The following is a 15244-nucleotide window of genomic DNA, read 5'->3' on the forward strand; positions in this document are numbered from 1 at the left end:
CAGTTATGATTCAAGGTTTCTCCATAAAAAGTAGATATGTGTTATGTCCACATCCCCGCGCCAGGGTTACGTACTAGGCCTTACCGCCTATGCGCTCTGGGGACTATTCCCGCTGTACTTCAAACTGCTTGCCAACATTCCTCCCGTCGAGATCCTGATCCAGCGTATCTTCTGGTCGGCCCTGATCGGGGTCTTGCTGCTTCTGATCTGGAAACATCAGGGCTGGTGGCGCGATTTGCGTGCCAATCCCTCCCGCATTGCCCGGTTGTGGCTGAGTGGCCTGCTGGTGGGCGGCAACTGGCTGACCTACATCTGGGCGGTCAACAGTAACCATGTAATCGAAGCCAGCCTTGGGTATTACATCAACCCGCTCATCAATGTGCTGTTGGGCATGGTGGTGCTGGGCGAACGGTTAAGGCCCCTGCAGTGGCTGGCCGTGGGAATGGCTGCCCTAGGCGTTGCCCAGCAGATCTGGACGCTTGGCCAGCTGCCCTGGGTATCCCTGGTGCTGGCCTTCAGCTTTGCTTTCTACGGACTGGTGCGCAAGGGCACCCAGGTGGCTGCCCTACCAGGCATGGTGGTCGAAACCTGGCTGTTGGTCCCGCTGGCTGCGATTGCACTCCCCCTGTTGACCCAGCAGGTCAGCCTGGAACCGGCACTCTGGCAATCACCGATGGCCATCGTACTGATCCTGTCCGGCCCCGTTACGCTGGTTCCCCTGCTCTGCTTCAACGCAGCGGCGCGCAAACTGCCCTATTCGACATTGGGCTTCCTGCAGTACCTGGCCCCTACGCTGGTGCTGATACAGGCAGTCTTCCTGTTCCACGAGCCCTTCCCCATGGAGCGGATGGCCGCCTTCCTGTGTATCTGGGCAGGCCTTGCCGTGTTCAGCTTTGACGCCTGGCGCTCCCTGCGTCGTTACGCAGCGCCTGCTGCCCGCACCTGACCGTCGTGGTTGTCGCGGTAGGCTGCCAGCTCGACCATCAAATCGTCCGCCAGGGTCTCCAGACTCTGGCGGAGCGTATCCAGCTCAAGGGCGGGCGGCAGGGCCAGCAGCGCCGTGGTGTGGAACAACTGTTCGCTGCTCATCGGCGCCGCCCGCACATCGGTACTGAGCCGCTCGACATTGACGCCTAACCGGGTGAGTTGACGGGTAATGTCCCGAACGATCCCGGGACGGTCATTGCCCAGCAGATCCAGCTGGATGAGCTGAGGCTTGGGTGCCTGCTCTATCTGGCTTTCCGCTACCAGCACACGCATGCCCCTCACATCCAGCCCTTTCAGCTGGGCAACCAGGGCTTCGCGCTGTTCCGGCGCGACACTGACGCTCAGGATTCCGGCGAACTGACCTGCCATACGTGACATGCGGCTTTCCAGCCAGTTGCCGCCCCGCTCGGCAACACAGTCGGCTAACTGCTCGACCAGACCCGGCTGATCCGGGGCAATGATGGTAAGGACCAGAACATCCACGATAGCGCTCCTTTTGGTTGATCATCTTTCCAGCGTAGAACAGCCAGCCAACCTTGCCGACCCACTTTTCATGAACGGACCTGCCATCGTTTTGCCTGTGGCAGACACTTTTCCAGCGAGGCCTAGTCACATGGCCAGATAGCCACCGAATGTCGGCGCGTCGTGCAGCCAAGCGAGGCGAACAATGAGTAGAAGAAAAACCATCGGCGGCCTGCAGATAGCCACCGTGCTTCATGAGTTTGTGAAGACTCAGGCGATTCCAGGCACAGGCATCGATATGGACCATTTCTGGCATGGTCTGGAAAGGCTGCTGGATGAGTTCGCCCCGCGGAATCGAGCGCTTCTGGAAACCCGCAGCCAGCTCCAGGCCCGTATCGATCAATGGCATCTGGCGCATGCCGGACAGCCACACGATGCGCACGCCTACCGCACCTTTCTTGAAGAGATCGGCTACCTGCTCCCCGAGCCGGACGAGGTCAGCGTCACGACAGCCAATGTCGACCCGGAAATTGCCCAGCTCGCCGGGCCGCAACTGGTCGTGCCGGTCACGAATGCCCGCTTTGCGCTCAATGCCGCCAACGCACGCTGGGGTTCGCTATACGATGCGCTCTATGGCAGTGACGCGATCCCTGAAGACAGCACGGTTGAAATCTGCGATAGCTATAACCCGCTCCGGGGCGAAAAGGTTGTGGCCTATGCCCGGGGATTCCTCGACGAAGCCGTGCCGCTTGCTGAATACTCCCATGGCAATGTCAGAGGCTACAGTGTCCAGCGTGGCGAACTCATGGCCGAGATTGGCGACAGTCGCTACGTTTGCCTGGCCGAGCCGGACGCCTTTGTCGGTTATCGCGGGCAGGCTTCGCAGCCGGAGGCCATTCTGCTCAGGCACCATGGGCTGCATATCGAAATCCAGATTGACCGCAACAACCCGATCGGCCAAGCCGATGCGGCAGGCGTGAGCGATATTCTGCTCGAATCGGCCCTGACAACCATCATGGACTGCGAAGACTCCGTCGCAGCGGTAGATGCCGAAGACAAAGTACAGGTCTACCGCAACTGGCTGGGCTTGATGAAAGGTGACCTCTCCGAAGACATCACCAAGAACGACAAGGCCTTTACCCGGATCATGAACCCGGATCGGCCCTACATCGCTGCTGACGGCAGCGAGTTGGTCCTGCCGGGCCGTTCACTGCTGTTTGTCCGCAATGTCGGCCTTTTGATGACGACAGACGCCATCCTGGACCGCGACGGCAACGAGGTTCCCGAAGGCATACTGGACGCCGTCTTTACCAGCCTGTGCGTCCTGCACAACCTGAACGGCAACACGTCGCGCCCCAACTCGCGCACGGGCTCAGTGTATATCGTCAAGCCCAAGCTGCACGGCCCGGAAGAGGTAGCCTTTACCGGCGCGCTGTTCGGGCAGGTCGAGGATCTCCTTGGCCTACCGCGCCATACGCTCAAGATCGGTATCATGGACGAGGAGCGGCGGACCAGCGTCAACCTCAAGGCCTGTATTTCTGCGGTGAAGGAACGGATCGTGTTTATCAACACCGGCTTTCTTGATCGCACCGGCGATGAGATCCATACCTCGATGGAGGCCGGCCCTCTTATCCGCAAGGCTCTCATGAAGCGTGCCACCTGGTTCAGAGCTTACGAGGACAACAATGTGGACGTCGGGCTGGCCTGCGGTCTGCGTGGCCGTGCGCAGATTGGCAAGGGCATGTGGGCCATGCCGGACATGATGGCCGCCATGCTCGAACAAAAAATCGCCCACCCCCAGAGCGGAGCCAGTACGGCCTGGGTACCCTCGCCTACGGCCGCTACGCTTCACGCCATCCACTACCATCAGGTCGATGTGGCGGCACGGCAGATTGAGCTGGCCAAGCGCACGCCGGCCTCACGAGAGGATCTATTGAGCATTCCGCTGGTTGATGTCACCGAACTCAACGCTGAAGAGATCCAGGAAGAGCTGGACAGTAATGTCCAGAGCATCCTGAGCTATGTGGTGCGGTGGATTGATCAGGGGATCGGCTGCTCCAAGGTGCCGGACCTCGATGATGTGGGACTCATGGAAGACCGTGCCACACTGCGTATTTCGAGCCAATTGCTTGCGAATTGGTTACATCATGGTGTGATTAATAGGGAACAAACGATCGAAGCTTTCCGTCGCATGGCTCTAGTGGTGGATCAGCAAAATGCAGGCGATCCCCATTACCGCGCCATGGAGCCTGATTTCGATAGCAATATCGCTTTTCGGGCTGCCCTGGACCTCGTTCTGGAGGGAGCGAAGCAGCCCAGCGGCTATACCGAGCCGATCCTCCATCGTAGACGTCGTGAGGCCAAGGCGCGGAGGCAATGAACAGGTCTCGCTGATACGCCTTTGCAGTAGCGGCTGACGGGACCTATGGAACGCATCACCAACTATATAAAAGGCGTTACCCATGACCAATCTTCGTCCCCTGTACGCTTCAGCGCTTGCTATTGCCCTGGCCGGATGTGGCGAGCCGTCCAAGCTTGGCCCAGATGCCGCCTATGGCCCCAAGCCGCAACTTCCCGAGCCCAAGACCAGCCTTATCCCTCTGGTCAACGTAGCGCCCGCCACCGGCTGGCCGGAAGGCGGTAAACCCACTGCTGCCCAGGGTCTTCAAGTCAACGCCTTTGCCACCGGCCTTGATCATCCCCGCTGGATCTATGTATTGCCCAACGGTGACGTTCTGGTCGCCGAATCGAACAAGCCCACACAAGAGCCGGCGGGCTTCAATATCCGCAAGCAGGTCCAGGGCATGATGATGAGCAAGGCCGGAGCCGGCGTACCCAGCGCCAACCGCATCACCCTGCTGCGCGATGCTGACCACGATGGCGTGGCCGAAACCCGAACGACTTTTCTGGAGGGCCTGCACTCGCCCTTTGGCATGACCCTGGTCGGCAATGACTTCTACGTGGCCAATGCCGATGCACTGGTGCGCTTCCCTTACAAGGAAGGCGATACGACTATCCAGGACAAAGGCACCAAGGTGGTCGACCTGCCTGCCGGCATCAACCACCACTGGACCAAGAACGTGATTGCAAGCCAGGATGGCAGCAAGCTGTACATCACGGTTGGCTCCAACAGCAACGTCGGTGAGAACGGTATGGACATCGAGGAAGGCCGTGCGGCCATCTGGGAACTGGACCGCGCCACCAGCAAAATGCGGCTGTACGGCACAGGTCTGCGTAATCCCAATGGCATGGATTGGGAGCCGCAAACCGGCAAGCTCTGGACAACAGTAAACGAGCGTGACGAGATTGGCAGTGACCTCGTACCTGACTATGCCACCTCGGTTCAGGACGGTGGTTTCTATGGCTGGCCCTACAGTTATTACGGCCAGCATGTAGACGAGCGCGTCAAACCGCAGCGCCCGGACCTGGTCGCCAAGGCCATCGTGCCTGACTATGCCCTTGGCACCCACACTGCCTCGCTGGGCTTGACCTTCTCCAAGGGCGATGCCTTGCCGGAGCAGTACCGTTATGGGATGTTCATCGGCCAGCACGGCTCTTGGAACCGTAAGCCCAAGAGCGGTTACAAGGTTGTCTTTATCCCCTTCCAGGACGGCAAGCCCAACGGCGCACCCCAGGATGTACTGACCGGCTTCCTGAACCAGAAGGAAGAAGCCCAGGGCCGCCCGGTTGGGGTCATCAATGACAAGCAGGGTGATCTGCTGGTTGCGGATGATGTGGGTAACGTTATCTGGCGAGTAACCGCGGCCAAGTAAGTAGGCCACCGTGCCTGGGCTGCTCTAAGCAGCCCAGGCACTTGCCTTAATGCTTTTCTAAACGGGCAATGGCTATAAAAACCGCAGCGGTTGTCACCACGCCCCATAGGACAGGCCCTATTGTAGGAATAGGGCGCAACAGGAAAAAGCCTGCCACAGCAACCGCCAAGGCAATCAGAAGCCCTGGGCCGAAGCCTCTGGTGATCTTGAAGGCGTTACGGCATGCCTTGCAATACCGAGCACCGCCGGGCTTGGCAGGCCCCAGGATTGCAGGTGAGAAGAAACTGATGGAGGCGGAGCAATGCGGGCATTTCATGGGCAATTCCTTATGCTAGGCGTCGATTTCACGAGCCAGCATAACGTCTTTCAAACCGGTCCCTTGTGCTATGGTCGGCACGTCTGAACAGGCTTTACCGTCACATAGCTGAAACATGAAACGGAGCGCACTCCAAAGGCGCCCACTATCCTCTGCGTTGTCACTCAAGCGCTAATCGCTTGCTCATCAATAGAGTCTGGCTACAGTTTCAGGAAGACAGGGATGAAGATCATACTTATGCGACATGGACAGCCAACATTGAAACTATGTCCAGGCAAAGTCTCGCCCTCTGATATGCACCGTTGGATCAGTGATTACAACCTGTCCGAGGTCATGGATGATCCTGCTCCGCTAACAACGCGTGAGCTGACAGCTCAGGCGAAATATATCATCAGCAGCACAATGCCCAGGGCACTGACTTCACTCGACAGGCTAGGGCTGAAACCCTTTCAAAACGATACGCTATTTAGCGAAGCGGAGCTTCCTTTCCTGCACTGGCCTGGCCCCAGGCTTTCTCCTCTTACGTGGGCATTTGTTTTTCGAATGCTTTGGCTCTGCGGTTATTCACATGGCGTCGAGTCGTTTTCAGAAGCACGCGAGCGGGCCCAGCGAGCTGCTCAGCGACTCATCTCGCTGGCCGAAGAAGGGACGGTACTGTTGCTGGGTCATGGCATCATGAACCGCCTTATTGCCAGGCAATTACTCGCTCACGGCTGGAAGAGCGAGACGCGCCATGGGAATAAATATTGGAGCGCCTCGTTCTATATACTGCCTGCCAGGACCTTGCAGGATTAGTGTTCACTGCTGCCCTTTTGCATAAAGCGTTACAGGCGAAAGCAGTCTTGCATGAACCCCAAGAGCGGCTTGTACTTATCAGGAAGCCCCTAATGCCTCCTCTAATTGCTGCAGGTTGAAGGGCTTGGGCAGTGACATTGATTGTATATTTGCGGATACAGTCCCTTCCCCTGACATGAAAATGACTCGCAGCCCAGGTTGCTGGCGTACAGCTTCATACGCAAGATCGATTCCGGACATACCCGGCAAGTTGACGTCTGCCAGCAGGATGTCAAACTTCAATCGTCCCAAGACCTCAAGTGCTTTTTCAGCAGTTTCACAACCTTTGGCGGTGTACCCCAGCATTTCGACCATCTCACAGGTCATGGAAAGCAGGTCGGTCTGGTCGTCCAGTATCAAAACCTGCTGTGTACCGACAGCTTTTTCGATAGGCGCAGGCACCAGAACGTTTTCATCTATCCGTACCGGCTTATGGCTGGCCAGTAGCTGTCTAATCTTGCGTGCCAGATCATGCAGCCGATAGGGCTTGCTCAACAGCTCGACACCGGGATCAAGCCGCCCTCCGTGAACGATGGCGTTCTGGGTGTAGCCTGACGTATACAGCACGGCAATGTCAGGCAACAACTGCTTGGCCTGACGTGCAAGCTCAGGGCTGCGCAGAGGACCTGGCATTACAACATCGGTAAACAGCAGATCGATATGCAGCCCGCTCTGCAAAATGCTGAGCGCACTTTGTGCATCATTGGCGCGTAGTACCTTGTAGCCAAGCCCGCTTAGCAGGTCGATGACCGTGGCTTGAACAGCCAGATCGTCCTCAACCACCAGAATCGTTTCATCGCCGCCGATAACCGTGCCGCCAACCGCTGCAGGCGAAGCAATCTCGATCTCATGAGTCCGGGGCAGGTATAGCTTGATTGTCGTGCCACTGCCCAGCTCGCTGTAAATGCGGATATGACCACCACTCTGCTTGGCAAAGCCATACGCCATACTCAAGCCCAGTCCGGTTCCCTGGCCCTCAGGTTTGGTCGTGAAGAAAGGCTCGAAGGCATGCTACATCACATCAGGCGACATGCCTGATCCCGTATCGGATACCGCCAGCATGACGTACTGCCCTGGCGCAACGTCAGCCTGTGACTGGGCGTAATGGTCATCCAGCATGGCATTACTGAGTTCGAGAGTAAGCCTGCCATCGCCTTGCATGGCGTCACGGGCATTAATGGCTAGATTGAGAATGACATTTTCCAGCTGATTAGGGTCGACCATGGTCGTCCACAAACCGCCCGCAATGATTGTCTCGATCTGAACGCTCTCTCCCAGGGCGCGGCGAAGCAGTGCGAAGGCCAATAGCTGCGAGGATAGTTTTGCGCCACGACTAACGGCCGCTACGGCTGCATCCAGCTTGGCCATGCCGCTGCTACTGTTTCCTAATGCAGGTCTTAATAGCTCAAGATTGCCTTCGATAATCTGAAGGACGTTATTAAAGTCATGGGCAACGCCGCCGGTCAGCTTGCCGATCGCCTCAAGCTTCTGGGATTGATGCAGCGCCAGCTGGCTCCGTTCCAGTTCCCGGGTACGCTCCTCTACCAGCATCTGCAGGTTTTCCCGGGAACGTTGCAATTCCTCCTGGGCGAGCTTTTGAGCCGTAACGTCATGTCCTTGGAAGAAGATGCCGCTTACCAGCCCGTTCTCAGCAATGACCGGCTGGAAAACAAAATCGATGTAACGTGTTTCTGCCGGTGCATCCGGCACACGTTGCACATAGACCGCCATGCTACGCCCCGTGTGGGGTCGCTTGGTGGAATACACCCGATCCAGCCACTCCAAGAGGGCTTGATCCTTGAGTCGAGGAAACGCCTCCGAAGCGGGTTTGCCGATGATATCGCGATGACCAACCAGTTGATAAAAAGCCCGGTTAGCCAGTTCAACCAGATGCTGCGGGCCTTGGGTGACTATTACAAACCCCGGCGCCTGTTCGAACAGCTGTTGTAAATGCTGCCGTTCCTGTCGGATGACGCGTCCAAATTCCTCATGGGCCAGTCGCTCAGCGACCAGTGCCGAAACATCACGAATGGTTACTGATACGCCAATCAGCGTACCTGACTCATCGCGAACACCCGACAGCATCACTTCAAGAACGGCTTCGGCATCACATACCATGCAGTGATACTCGATCACATGCATCTTTTTGCCTGCCATCACCTGCTCAACTGACTCGTCCAATACGGGTGCCCAAAATGGCAGAGCTCGGATATTACGGCCTACCGTCTCGTCGGCACTTAGACCAAACAGCTCTTCAGCACCTGCGCTCCAATACAGTACATCCAGCCGCACATCGACACCGATGATGGCTTCCTGCGCCGCATTGATGAAATTAGCTAGGTAATAATCAGCAGCTCGCAGGCGACGATACTCATGATCGTCTACGGATCGCGTAGCACTTAGGCTGACATTGGCCTGATCCAGAGTAGTACGCAGCTTGATTCGACGCCGCGCTCGACTGGCGGCCTGGGCGGCCTGAAGGGCAAGCGTCCCTGGAACCAGCTCGGCAATGGACCAGTGTGATCCCAGCATGGGTGCCAGCCCCAGGTTTTTCCTAAACGCATCACCTTGTTCAGGTGCACGAACAAAAATCAGCTCGCACTGAGACCAGACAGCTCTCACTGCCTTGGCCACTGCAGCCGGTTTAATGAGCGACGGCATAAGAATGACAACAGCGGGCTCATCGCTTGCGATAAGCCCGTTTGAAACGTCTGTATCCAGGCAGTAACGAACGTCTAATGCCTGCGATTGGAGCGCCGCGCCAAGCATGGACAACTCATTACCAGCACGGGGTTCGTCTGGCGCAATGATGACAGCGGTCTGAAATATCACAACAGGTACTCAAAGCAAGGGAAGACCGAGCAGACTTCTGCCCGTCCATAATTTCAAAAGATCCGTCGTGGGTGACATGACATGGCTGGCGCGGGCATCACGGAGCATCTGAGACACTCGGCTGTTCTCCCGATAAGCCGCGCCGCCGCAGATGGTCATCGCTTCGTTAGCCAGCATAACAGCGGTATCACCTGCATCCGCCTTGCAGGCCAGGATGAAAGGCAGGGCATTCGGGTCTCCCAGATCGCCTAATCGGGCCGCCTCGCGAACCAGTGATCGGGTCTTTTCCAAAGCAATCCACATGCTGCCATAGCGACTCTGCAAGGTTTCGATATCCCGCAGCGTTTCACCTGAATGCGCATAACTGCGCGTACGCAAGTGCTCACCGGCCGCATCCAACGCGGATTGAGCGATACCCAGATAGGTACCCGCCATGGCCATCAGAAAAAACGGGGCAACCACTTCGAAGACGTACCACACCTGATCACCTGGCTCACCCAGAAGATTTTTGGCAGGCACACGCACGTTGTTCAACCCTAACGCTCGAGAAGAATTGCCACGCATTCCAAAACCGTTCCAGGGCGCCTGCCACTCCAGGCCTTGCGCAGTGCTGTCCACGATCAAACAGCTGAAATCGCCTTCCTCGTTATCTTCCTCGCTTGCCACTGTAGAAACTACGTACGAATCGGCATGACCACCATTGGTGACAAACTGCTTAATGCCATTCACAACAAACTCATCGCCAACCGTGGCGATCTGAGTTGCAGGCAGATAAAAATGAGCGCCTGAGCCACTTTCAGAAAGCGCTAAGGTTGTGAGGTGACGACCGGCAGCAATCGCCTCCAGATAATGCTCTTTCTGATATGAAGTGGCTTTGGCCGCAATGACAGCGGTCCCGACACAGTGCATACCAAAACAAAGCGCAGAAGAAGGACACGCCTTACCAATGGTTTCAGTAATCACGCTTAAGGCCAGGAGCCCCTGACCGTGGCCACCCTGGGCCACAGGAACCTGGAGGCCCATGAGGCCAGCTTCGGACAAGGCGTCTATCGAATGAGCAGGCCATAAGCAATTCTGGTCCACCTGACTCGCAAGCGGAGCAATAGCCTGATCAACAACCTCTTCAACGGTTGATTTCAGGGCGGTGAGCTTAGACGACAAATGATAATCCATCGCTTGTATCACCTTTAAAAGAGACAAGTAGCCATCATGCCTGAATTCAAGCCTCAGCGATCACTACTTCATACTGAGTAATAAGTGATGGGATAGTGCCCCAGTGGCTACCCTGACCACCTTTTATGCTTGAAAACAGACGCTTCGTTATCCATTTCGTCGAAACGACGAAAAAGCCCCTTAATAAAAGACGCTTTGCGCCTTATGCCCAACAGTACGCCTCCCTAAGCTGATGCCATCTCCACACAACAACAAGGAATGGTCATGAACATCACGCTTCTCGGGGCTGGCCATATTGGCTACACCATCAGTCAACTGCTGCAGGACTCCGGGGATTACCGGGTGATTGTGGCTGACCGTGATCCCAACGCCCTGGCGCGACTGGCCGCGCTGGGCATCGAGACACGGGAAGTGAGCCCGGACGGCAATGATCTAGAGCAGGTACTTGAAGGCAGCGACGCGGTACTCAACGCCCTGCCCTATCACATGGCCATTTCGGTAGCCCGTGCCGCCAAGACCACAGGCACCCATTATTTTGACCTGACCGAAGACGTCCATGCTACCAAGACGATCCGTGATCTGGCAGAGGACTCATCCACAGCCTTCATGCCGCAGTGTGGCCTGGCTCCTGGCTTTATCGGCATTGCAGCGCATACCCTGGCGTCGCGCTTCGACAGCGTGCGCGAGGTGAAGATGCGCGTAGGTGCATTGCCCGAGTTTCCCACCAACTCACTCAAGTACAACCTGACCTGGAGCGTGGACGGGCTGATCAACGAATACTGCCACCCCTGTGAGGCGGTTCGTCACGGCACGCTGAACCTCGTGCAGCCACTGGAAGGCTTGGAGCATTTCTCGCTGGACGGCGTGGAATACGAGGCCTTCAACACCTCGGGCGGCCTGGGCACCTTATGTGAAACCTGGAGTGGTCGCGTCGAAACCCTGGATTACAAAACCGTCCGCTATCCAGGCCATCGGGACTTGATGAAATTCCTGCTTGAAGAGCTGCGTCTGGCAGGTGATCAGGAAACGCTGAAACGCATCATGCGCGACTCGGTGCCCACGACGATGCAGGACGTGGTACTGGTCTTCGTGACCGTGAACGGCATGCGCGACGGCAAACTGGTGCAGGAGGTATTCAGCCGCAAGATCTTTGCGGCCGAACAGCGAGGCAAGCTGACCAGTGCCATTCAAATCACCACAGCGGCCGGTATCTGTACCGCACTGGATCTGTTCCGCGAGAAGAAACTGCCGCAGTCAGGCTTTATCCGCCAGGAAGAAATCGACCTGAACGTCTTTTTAAGCAACCGCTTCGGCCGCGTTTACGGCGAACCGGCCTAAGCCTCTGCCGCCATGGGCCGTCGGCTACCGGGACGGCTCACTGCGGCGGTCGATCTTGCGGGTCAGAATGATGGAGGTCTGGGTCTGCTTGACCCCATCAATAGCACCGATCCGATCGAGCAGCTCATCGAGCTGCTCATGCCGTTCACAGCAGATAAAGGCCAGGTAATCGAACGCGCCGCTCACGGCCGACACCTCCTCTACTTCCGGCATCGAGGCCAGTGCCTTGATCACCTGCGCCGCGCTCCGGGGCAATACGCTGATGCTGCAATAGGCCCTGACCGCACCCGCCTCCACCGAGGCCCCCAAGCGCACGCCATAACCTGCGATTACACCCTCGCGCTCTAGCCGGGCCAGCCGTGAAACCACTGTCGTCCTCGCCAGATTGAGCTTGCGGGCCAGCGTGGCCGTAGACTCGCGGGCGTTGGCCTGAAGCAGACGGATCAGTTGCCAATCGGTAGCATCGACTTTCGGATACATGAAGAACACGCGCCAGGGTTCGGAAAAGCGGAGCCTAGGAGGCTCTGCAGCCAGCGTCAATGCCCGGCTCCGCTTAACCCCGGTCTTATACTCTGCGCCTCTTCGCGACCCGGCCACCGAATGGTTGTCAGCGGCTCGCCCAGCAATAGACGATCACCCAGATGCCCAGGCCGGTGCCAGGTAGAACCACATCATTACGCGAGACGCCGCTACCAGCGCCGCGCTGCCGCCAGAGCACCGGCAAGACAACCAGCTCAGTCCCCACAGGGACCGCCAATGATTAAAACGGCTTCGGGTGCAAACGGCTTAGTCATCCTCTTAGCTCTTGGCGACAATGACCGGGATGCCCATGACCTCAGGCACGTCCTAGTCGACTTACCACGCAGGGGCACGAGCAAGGCTGGTGCCAGAAAGGTGAAAAATACCGTAAAGGAGGGGATGCAGACATGCGCCAGGAGTAGGCAATACCGCACCAGATACATGCAGCTATGCATTTAAAAAATGGCAGCCTTCCTTGGCTACCCAACGTCCGGAGTGAGCGCAGGTCAGAGGTGGAGCTCTCTACCTGCGCTCGTTAAACGCGCCGGATCACGCGGTACGGCTTACGCCGAGAGAAATCGCCTTGGAAGGCTTGTTGCAGTAATAGATACCCAGCAGAACCAGACCGCCGCCTACCACCATCAATGGAGTGAGCTGCTCGCCCAGAATCACCACGCCCATCAGGACAGCAGACACCGGATTCAGGGCGATGAAGACACCCGACTGGGTAGCCCCGATCCGCTTGATGCCGTCGTAGTACCAGATATACGCCAATGCCGAGCCAATCACGCCCAGATAAGCCAGGCTGAAGCACTGAGCCTTGGTCAGGCTGGCAACAACGCTCCAGTTCAGATCACCCGTGCCGATCGACACACATAGCAGCAGTACCGTCCCGCACAACACCGAGAAGGTCACGGTATGCAGCGGGCCGATCTCGCGAACCAGAGGCCGCGAAAACACGCTGTAGATCACCCAGCTGACCACACAGCCAAAGATCACAAGATTACCCAACCAGCTACCGCCTGCGGCTTCAAGCACCGAGGCGTCTTTGCTGACGATGACCGTTGCGGCGCCCAGGATGCAGGCCGCAATGCCACCGGTCTTGACCAGCCCCAGCCGCTCGCGATCAACAAAGAAGGTCGTCAACGCAATCATGGCTGGATTCAGTGCCACAATCAGTGAGGCCTGTGAGGCGCTGATCAGGTGCAACCCGTAAAAAAAGCACAGGTTGTACGTGAAGATGCCAAAGAACCCGAGCCAGAAAAGATGAATCACCTGTTTCACGCTGAGCCTGACAAACAGGCGTCGGGTGACTGCCAGCACAAGCACTAGGGTGAGGCTGGCCAGCAGAAAGCGCAGGCCGGCAGATGCCAGCGGCAGCACCCCGGCCGACAGGTAACGCCCGGCCACGAAGGTTCCACCCCAGATCACCGAGACCGCCGTCAGTTTCATGTACACCAGGAGCTTGTCATCTGGCTGCGCCAGGGCTGTTGCGTCCGACATTCAAATCACCTTTGCCTACATCAACATCAATCGCTCAAGCTCGGCTTGAGACTGTACGTGGGCCTTGCAGAAGTTTAGGGTCAGGTCGAGCAGCTCCCGTTGCGCACGACTGCCGCCCAGGCTCGTCCATTGATGTCGACTGGCGGTAAGAAGGTAATAACACTCCTCGTAGTGGCCTCGGGCGAACAGAGCAATGGCCCTAATAATGTCCAGACCGGCGAGATGCGCGTCAGGCTCGATACCAAAGCCGTCACTCTCGGCCATCATTTTCTCGATAAGCAGAGGCTGGTTGGCGCCGGCAAAGGCAAAGGCCGCGTGCATATTGTGAAAATGAGAGGTCGAGGTGGCGATGCTGCCAGACCAGAGAATGGCCAGCTCCTTCCAGACCTCATCAAATTCATGGCTGTTGACATCCTCAAGCTTGAAGCGCCAGAGAAAGCCCACCGCATCCAGATCCTGCTTGGAAAAGCGGTCGTTCTTGAGCGCATAGAACTCCAGAAACGCCATCTTTGCCGCCGCGTGATTGCCCAGCTGCTTGTAGGTAATCGCAAGATGCCAGTACACGTGCATACGCATGCCCGGGTTGCGAATCCACTCTTCCTTGGAGTCTTCCAGGAAGTCACGCAGCTCTACCCACATACCCTTTTCGTGCAAGGCATGAGCAACGGCGTGGATGCCGTAAATATTCGCGGAGCAGTACCGCACGGACTCCAGCCCCGTCGCCAGAGACTCATCGAATAGCCCGCATTCGCACAGCACGAATGACTTGATCGACAGGTAGAACGAGTACAGCGGATGCGATTCCTCCATGTACTCATCACACAAGGCAAACAGCGGCTTCAACTCGGCGGTTCGGCCGGTGCAGAAGTCCAGCATGTGAATAAAGAAGAGCGCCTGCACATCCGTGGGATACGCGTGAAGGTGCGCCTGAAAGAGCGAGCGTGCCCCAACGTAGTCGAATTCGACCCATTTGCGGAAGGCGCGCACCACATTGACCAGCTCGGCAGGCATATCCTCCGAGATCGCATTGAGGTAACGGGCAAACTTGTAGATGTCCTTGAGTTCGCAGCCGGTAATGGCATCAAAGCCTTTGAGCAGCGAACGAAAGATGGCCTGGGTAGGCTCTTGGGCAATGACCGCCTCGGGCACGCCTTTGAGCGACAGGAACGGCACGTTGATTTCGGGCCATATGGACGAACAGCCGTCGGTTAGCAGACAGCCATTGAAACACCTGACATTAGCACTCATACCCGCCCCTCTATATCCCTATGCCGAGTAAGAAAAAGCTCTGGATAGCGTTAACCGGATAGCACCTGCTGTTGTCGCTCTTATCGTGCGTGGTGTCGGCTGCCGGTGCGTTACAGGGCAAGCCGTCGTTCTATCCAAAGCGCCTATAACCCCATCAGGCAGTGCGCAGGACATGTTGTCGTTGTGGGTAGGTCCTGAACGATGCGTATAATTCCACTAATCCTTACTCATAGAAAAATGAGTATTTACTCATGAGGCC

At 57.2% G+C, this 15244-nt stretch carries 12 protein-coding genes and 1 pseudogene; 5 read left to right on the plus strand and 8 right to left on the minus strand.

From position 1 onward, the window contains the following. Positions 1-43: 43 nt before the first annotated feature. Entirely contained in the window at positions 44-946 is a 903-nt protein-coding gene (gene rarD, locus HMPREF1487_RS07585) for an EamA family transporter RarD (protein ID WP_010796042.1), read from the plus strand. On the opposite strand, the gene HMPREF1487_RS07590 is transcribed toward rarD, so the two are convergent. Further along, positions 919-1470 carry a glycine cleavage system transcriptional repressor gene (locus tag HMPREF1487_RS07590; protein WP_010796043.1) on the minus strand — a complete coding sequence of 184 codons (552 nt, stop codon included), beginning with the start codon at positions 1468-1470 and terminating at the stop codon, positions 919-921. The genes rarD and HMPREF1487_RS07590 overlap by 28 nt on opposite strands. Positions 1471-1654: 184 nt before the next feature. On the opposite strand from HMPREF1487_RS07590, the gene HMPREF1487_RS07595 reads away from it, so the two are divergent. Together HMPREF1487_RS07595 and HMPREF1487_RS07600 are read left to right on the plus strand one after the other, a co-directional pair. After that, on the plus strand, positions 1655-3829 hold the full coding sequence (locus tag HMPREF1487_RS07595) for a malate synthase G (RefSeq protein WP_010796044.1): 2175 nt from the start codon (positions 1655-1657) through the stop codon (positions 3827-3829). Between the two features lie 82 nt (positions 3830-3911). Beyond that, positions 3912-5222 (plus strand): PQQ-dependent sugar dehydrogenase, encoded by a 1311-nt coding sequence (locus HMPREF1487_RS07600; RefSeq protein WP_010796045.1) that lies wholly within the window; start codon positions 3912-3914, stop codon positions 5220-5222. A gap of 46 nt (positions 5223-5268) precedes the next feature. On the opposite strand, the gene HMPREF1487_RS07605 is transcribed toward HMPREF1487_RS07600, so the two are convergent. Beyond that, entirely contained in the window at positions 5269-5538 is a 270-nt protein-coding gene (locus HMPREF1487_RS07605; RefSeq protein ID WP_010796046.1) for a hypothetical protein, read from the minus strand. 222 nt (positions 5539-5760) lie between these two features. Here HMPREF1487_RS07605 and HMPREF1487_RS07610 point away from each other — a divergent pair, with 222 nt between their 5' ends. Then, positions 5761-6333 carry a histidine phosphatase family protein gene (locus tag HMPREF1487_RS07610; protein WP_010796047.1) on the plus strand — a complete coding sequence of 191 codons (573 nt, stop codon included), beginning with the start codon at positions 5761-5763 and terminating at the stop codon, positions 6331-6333. Between the two features lie 78 nt (positions 6334-6411). Here the strand turns inward: HMPREF1487_RS07610 and HMPREF1487_RS26715 are convergent. Next, positions 6412-9204 (minus strand): annotated as a pseudogene (locus tag HMPREF1487_RS26715) (response regulator). Positions 9205-9213: 9 nt separating this feature from the next. Continuing rightward, a complete protein-coding gene (locus HMPREF1487_RS07620) occupies positions 9214-10377 on the minus strand; it encodes an acyl-CoA dehydrogenase family protein (RefSeq protein WP_010796050.1) in 1164 nt (387 codons plus the stop codon). Positions 10378-10641: 264 nt separating this feature from the next. Here HMPREF1487_RS07620 and HMPREF1487_RS07625 point away from each other — a divergent pair, with 264 nt between their 5' ends. After that, positions 10642-11715 carry a saccharopine dehydrogenase family protein gene (locus HMPREF1487_RS07625; protein WP_010796051.1) on the plus strand — a complete coding sequence of 358 codons (1074 nt, stop codon included), beginning with the start codon at positions 10642-10644 and terminating at the stop codon, positions 11713-11715. A 24-nt stretch (positions 11716-11739) separates the two neighbouring features. On the opposite strand, the gene HMPREF1487_RS07630 is transcribed toward HMPREF1487_RS07625, so the two are convergent. From HMPREF1487_RS07630 to HMPREF1487_RS07645, 4 genes are all read right to left on the minus strand, one after another. Further along, positions 11740-12195: an Lrp/AsnC family transcriptional regulator gene (locus HMPREF1487_RS07630; RefSeq protein ID WP_026003906.1), complete on the minus strand. Its 456-nt coding sequence runs from the start codon at positions 12193-12195 to the stop codon at positions 11740-11742. 127 nt (positions 12196-12322) lie between these two features. Further along, complete coding sequence (locus HMPREF1487_RS27270) at positions 12323-12460, minus strand: hypothetical protein (protein WP_156913090.1); 138 nt, start codon at positions 12458-12460, stop codon at positions 12323-12325. A gap of 323 nt (positions 12461-12783) precedes the next feature. Then, positions 12784-13737, minus strand: coding sequence for a DMT family transporter (locus tag HMPREF1487_RS07640; RefSeq protein WP_010796053.1), 954 nt, complete (start codon positions 13735-13737; stop codon positions 12784-12786). Between the two features lie 15 nt (positions 13738-13752). Further along, positions 13753-14985, minus strand: coding sequence for a tetratricopeptide repeat protein (locus tag HMPREF1487_RS07645; RefSeq protein ID WP_010796054.1), 1233 nt, complete (start codon positions 14983-14985; stop codon positions 13753-13755). Positions 14986-15244: the final 259 nt, after the last annotated feature.

The sequence above is a fragment of the Pseudomonas sp. HPB0071 genome, from assembly GCF_000478505.2.
In the GTDB taxonomy this organism is placed as follows: Bacteria; Pseudomonadota; Gammaproteobacteria; order Pseudomonadales; family Pseudomonadaceae; genus Chryseomonas; species Chryseomonas luteola.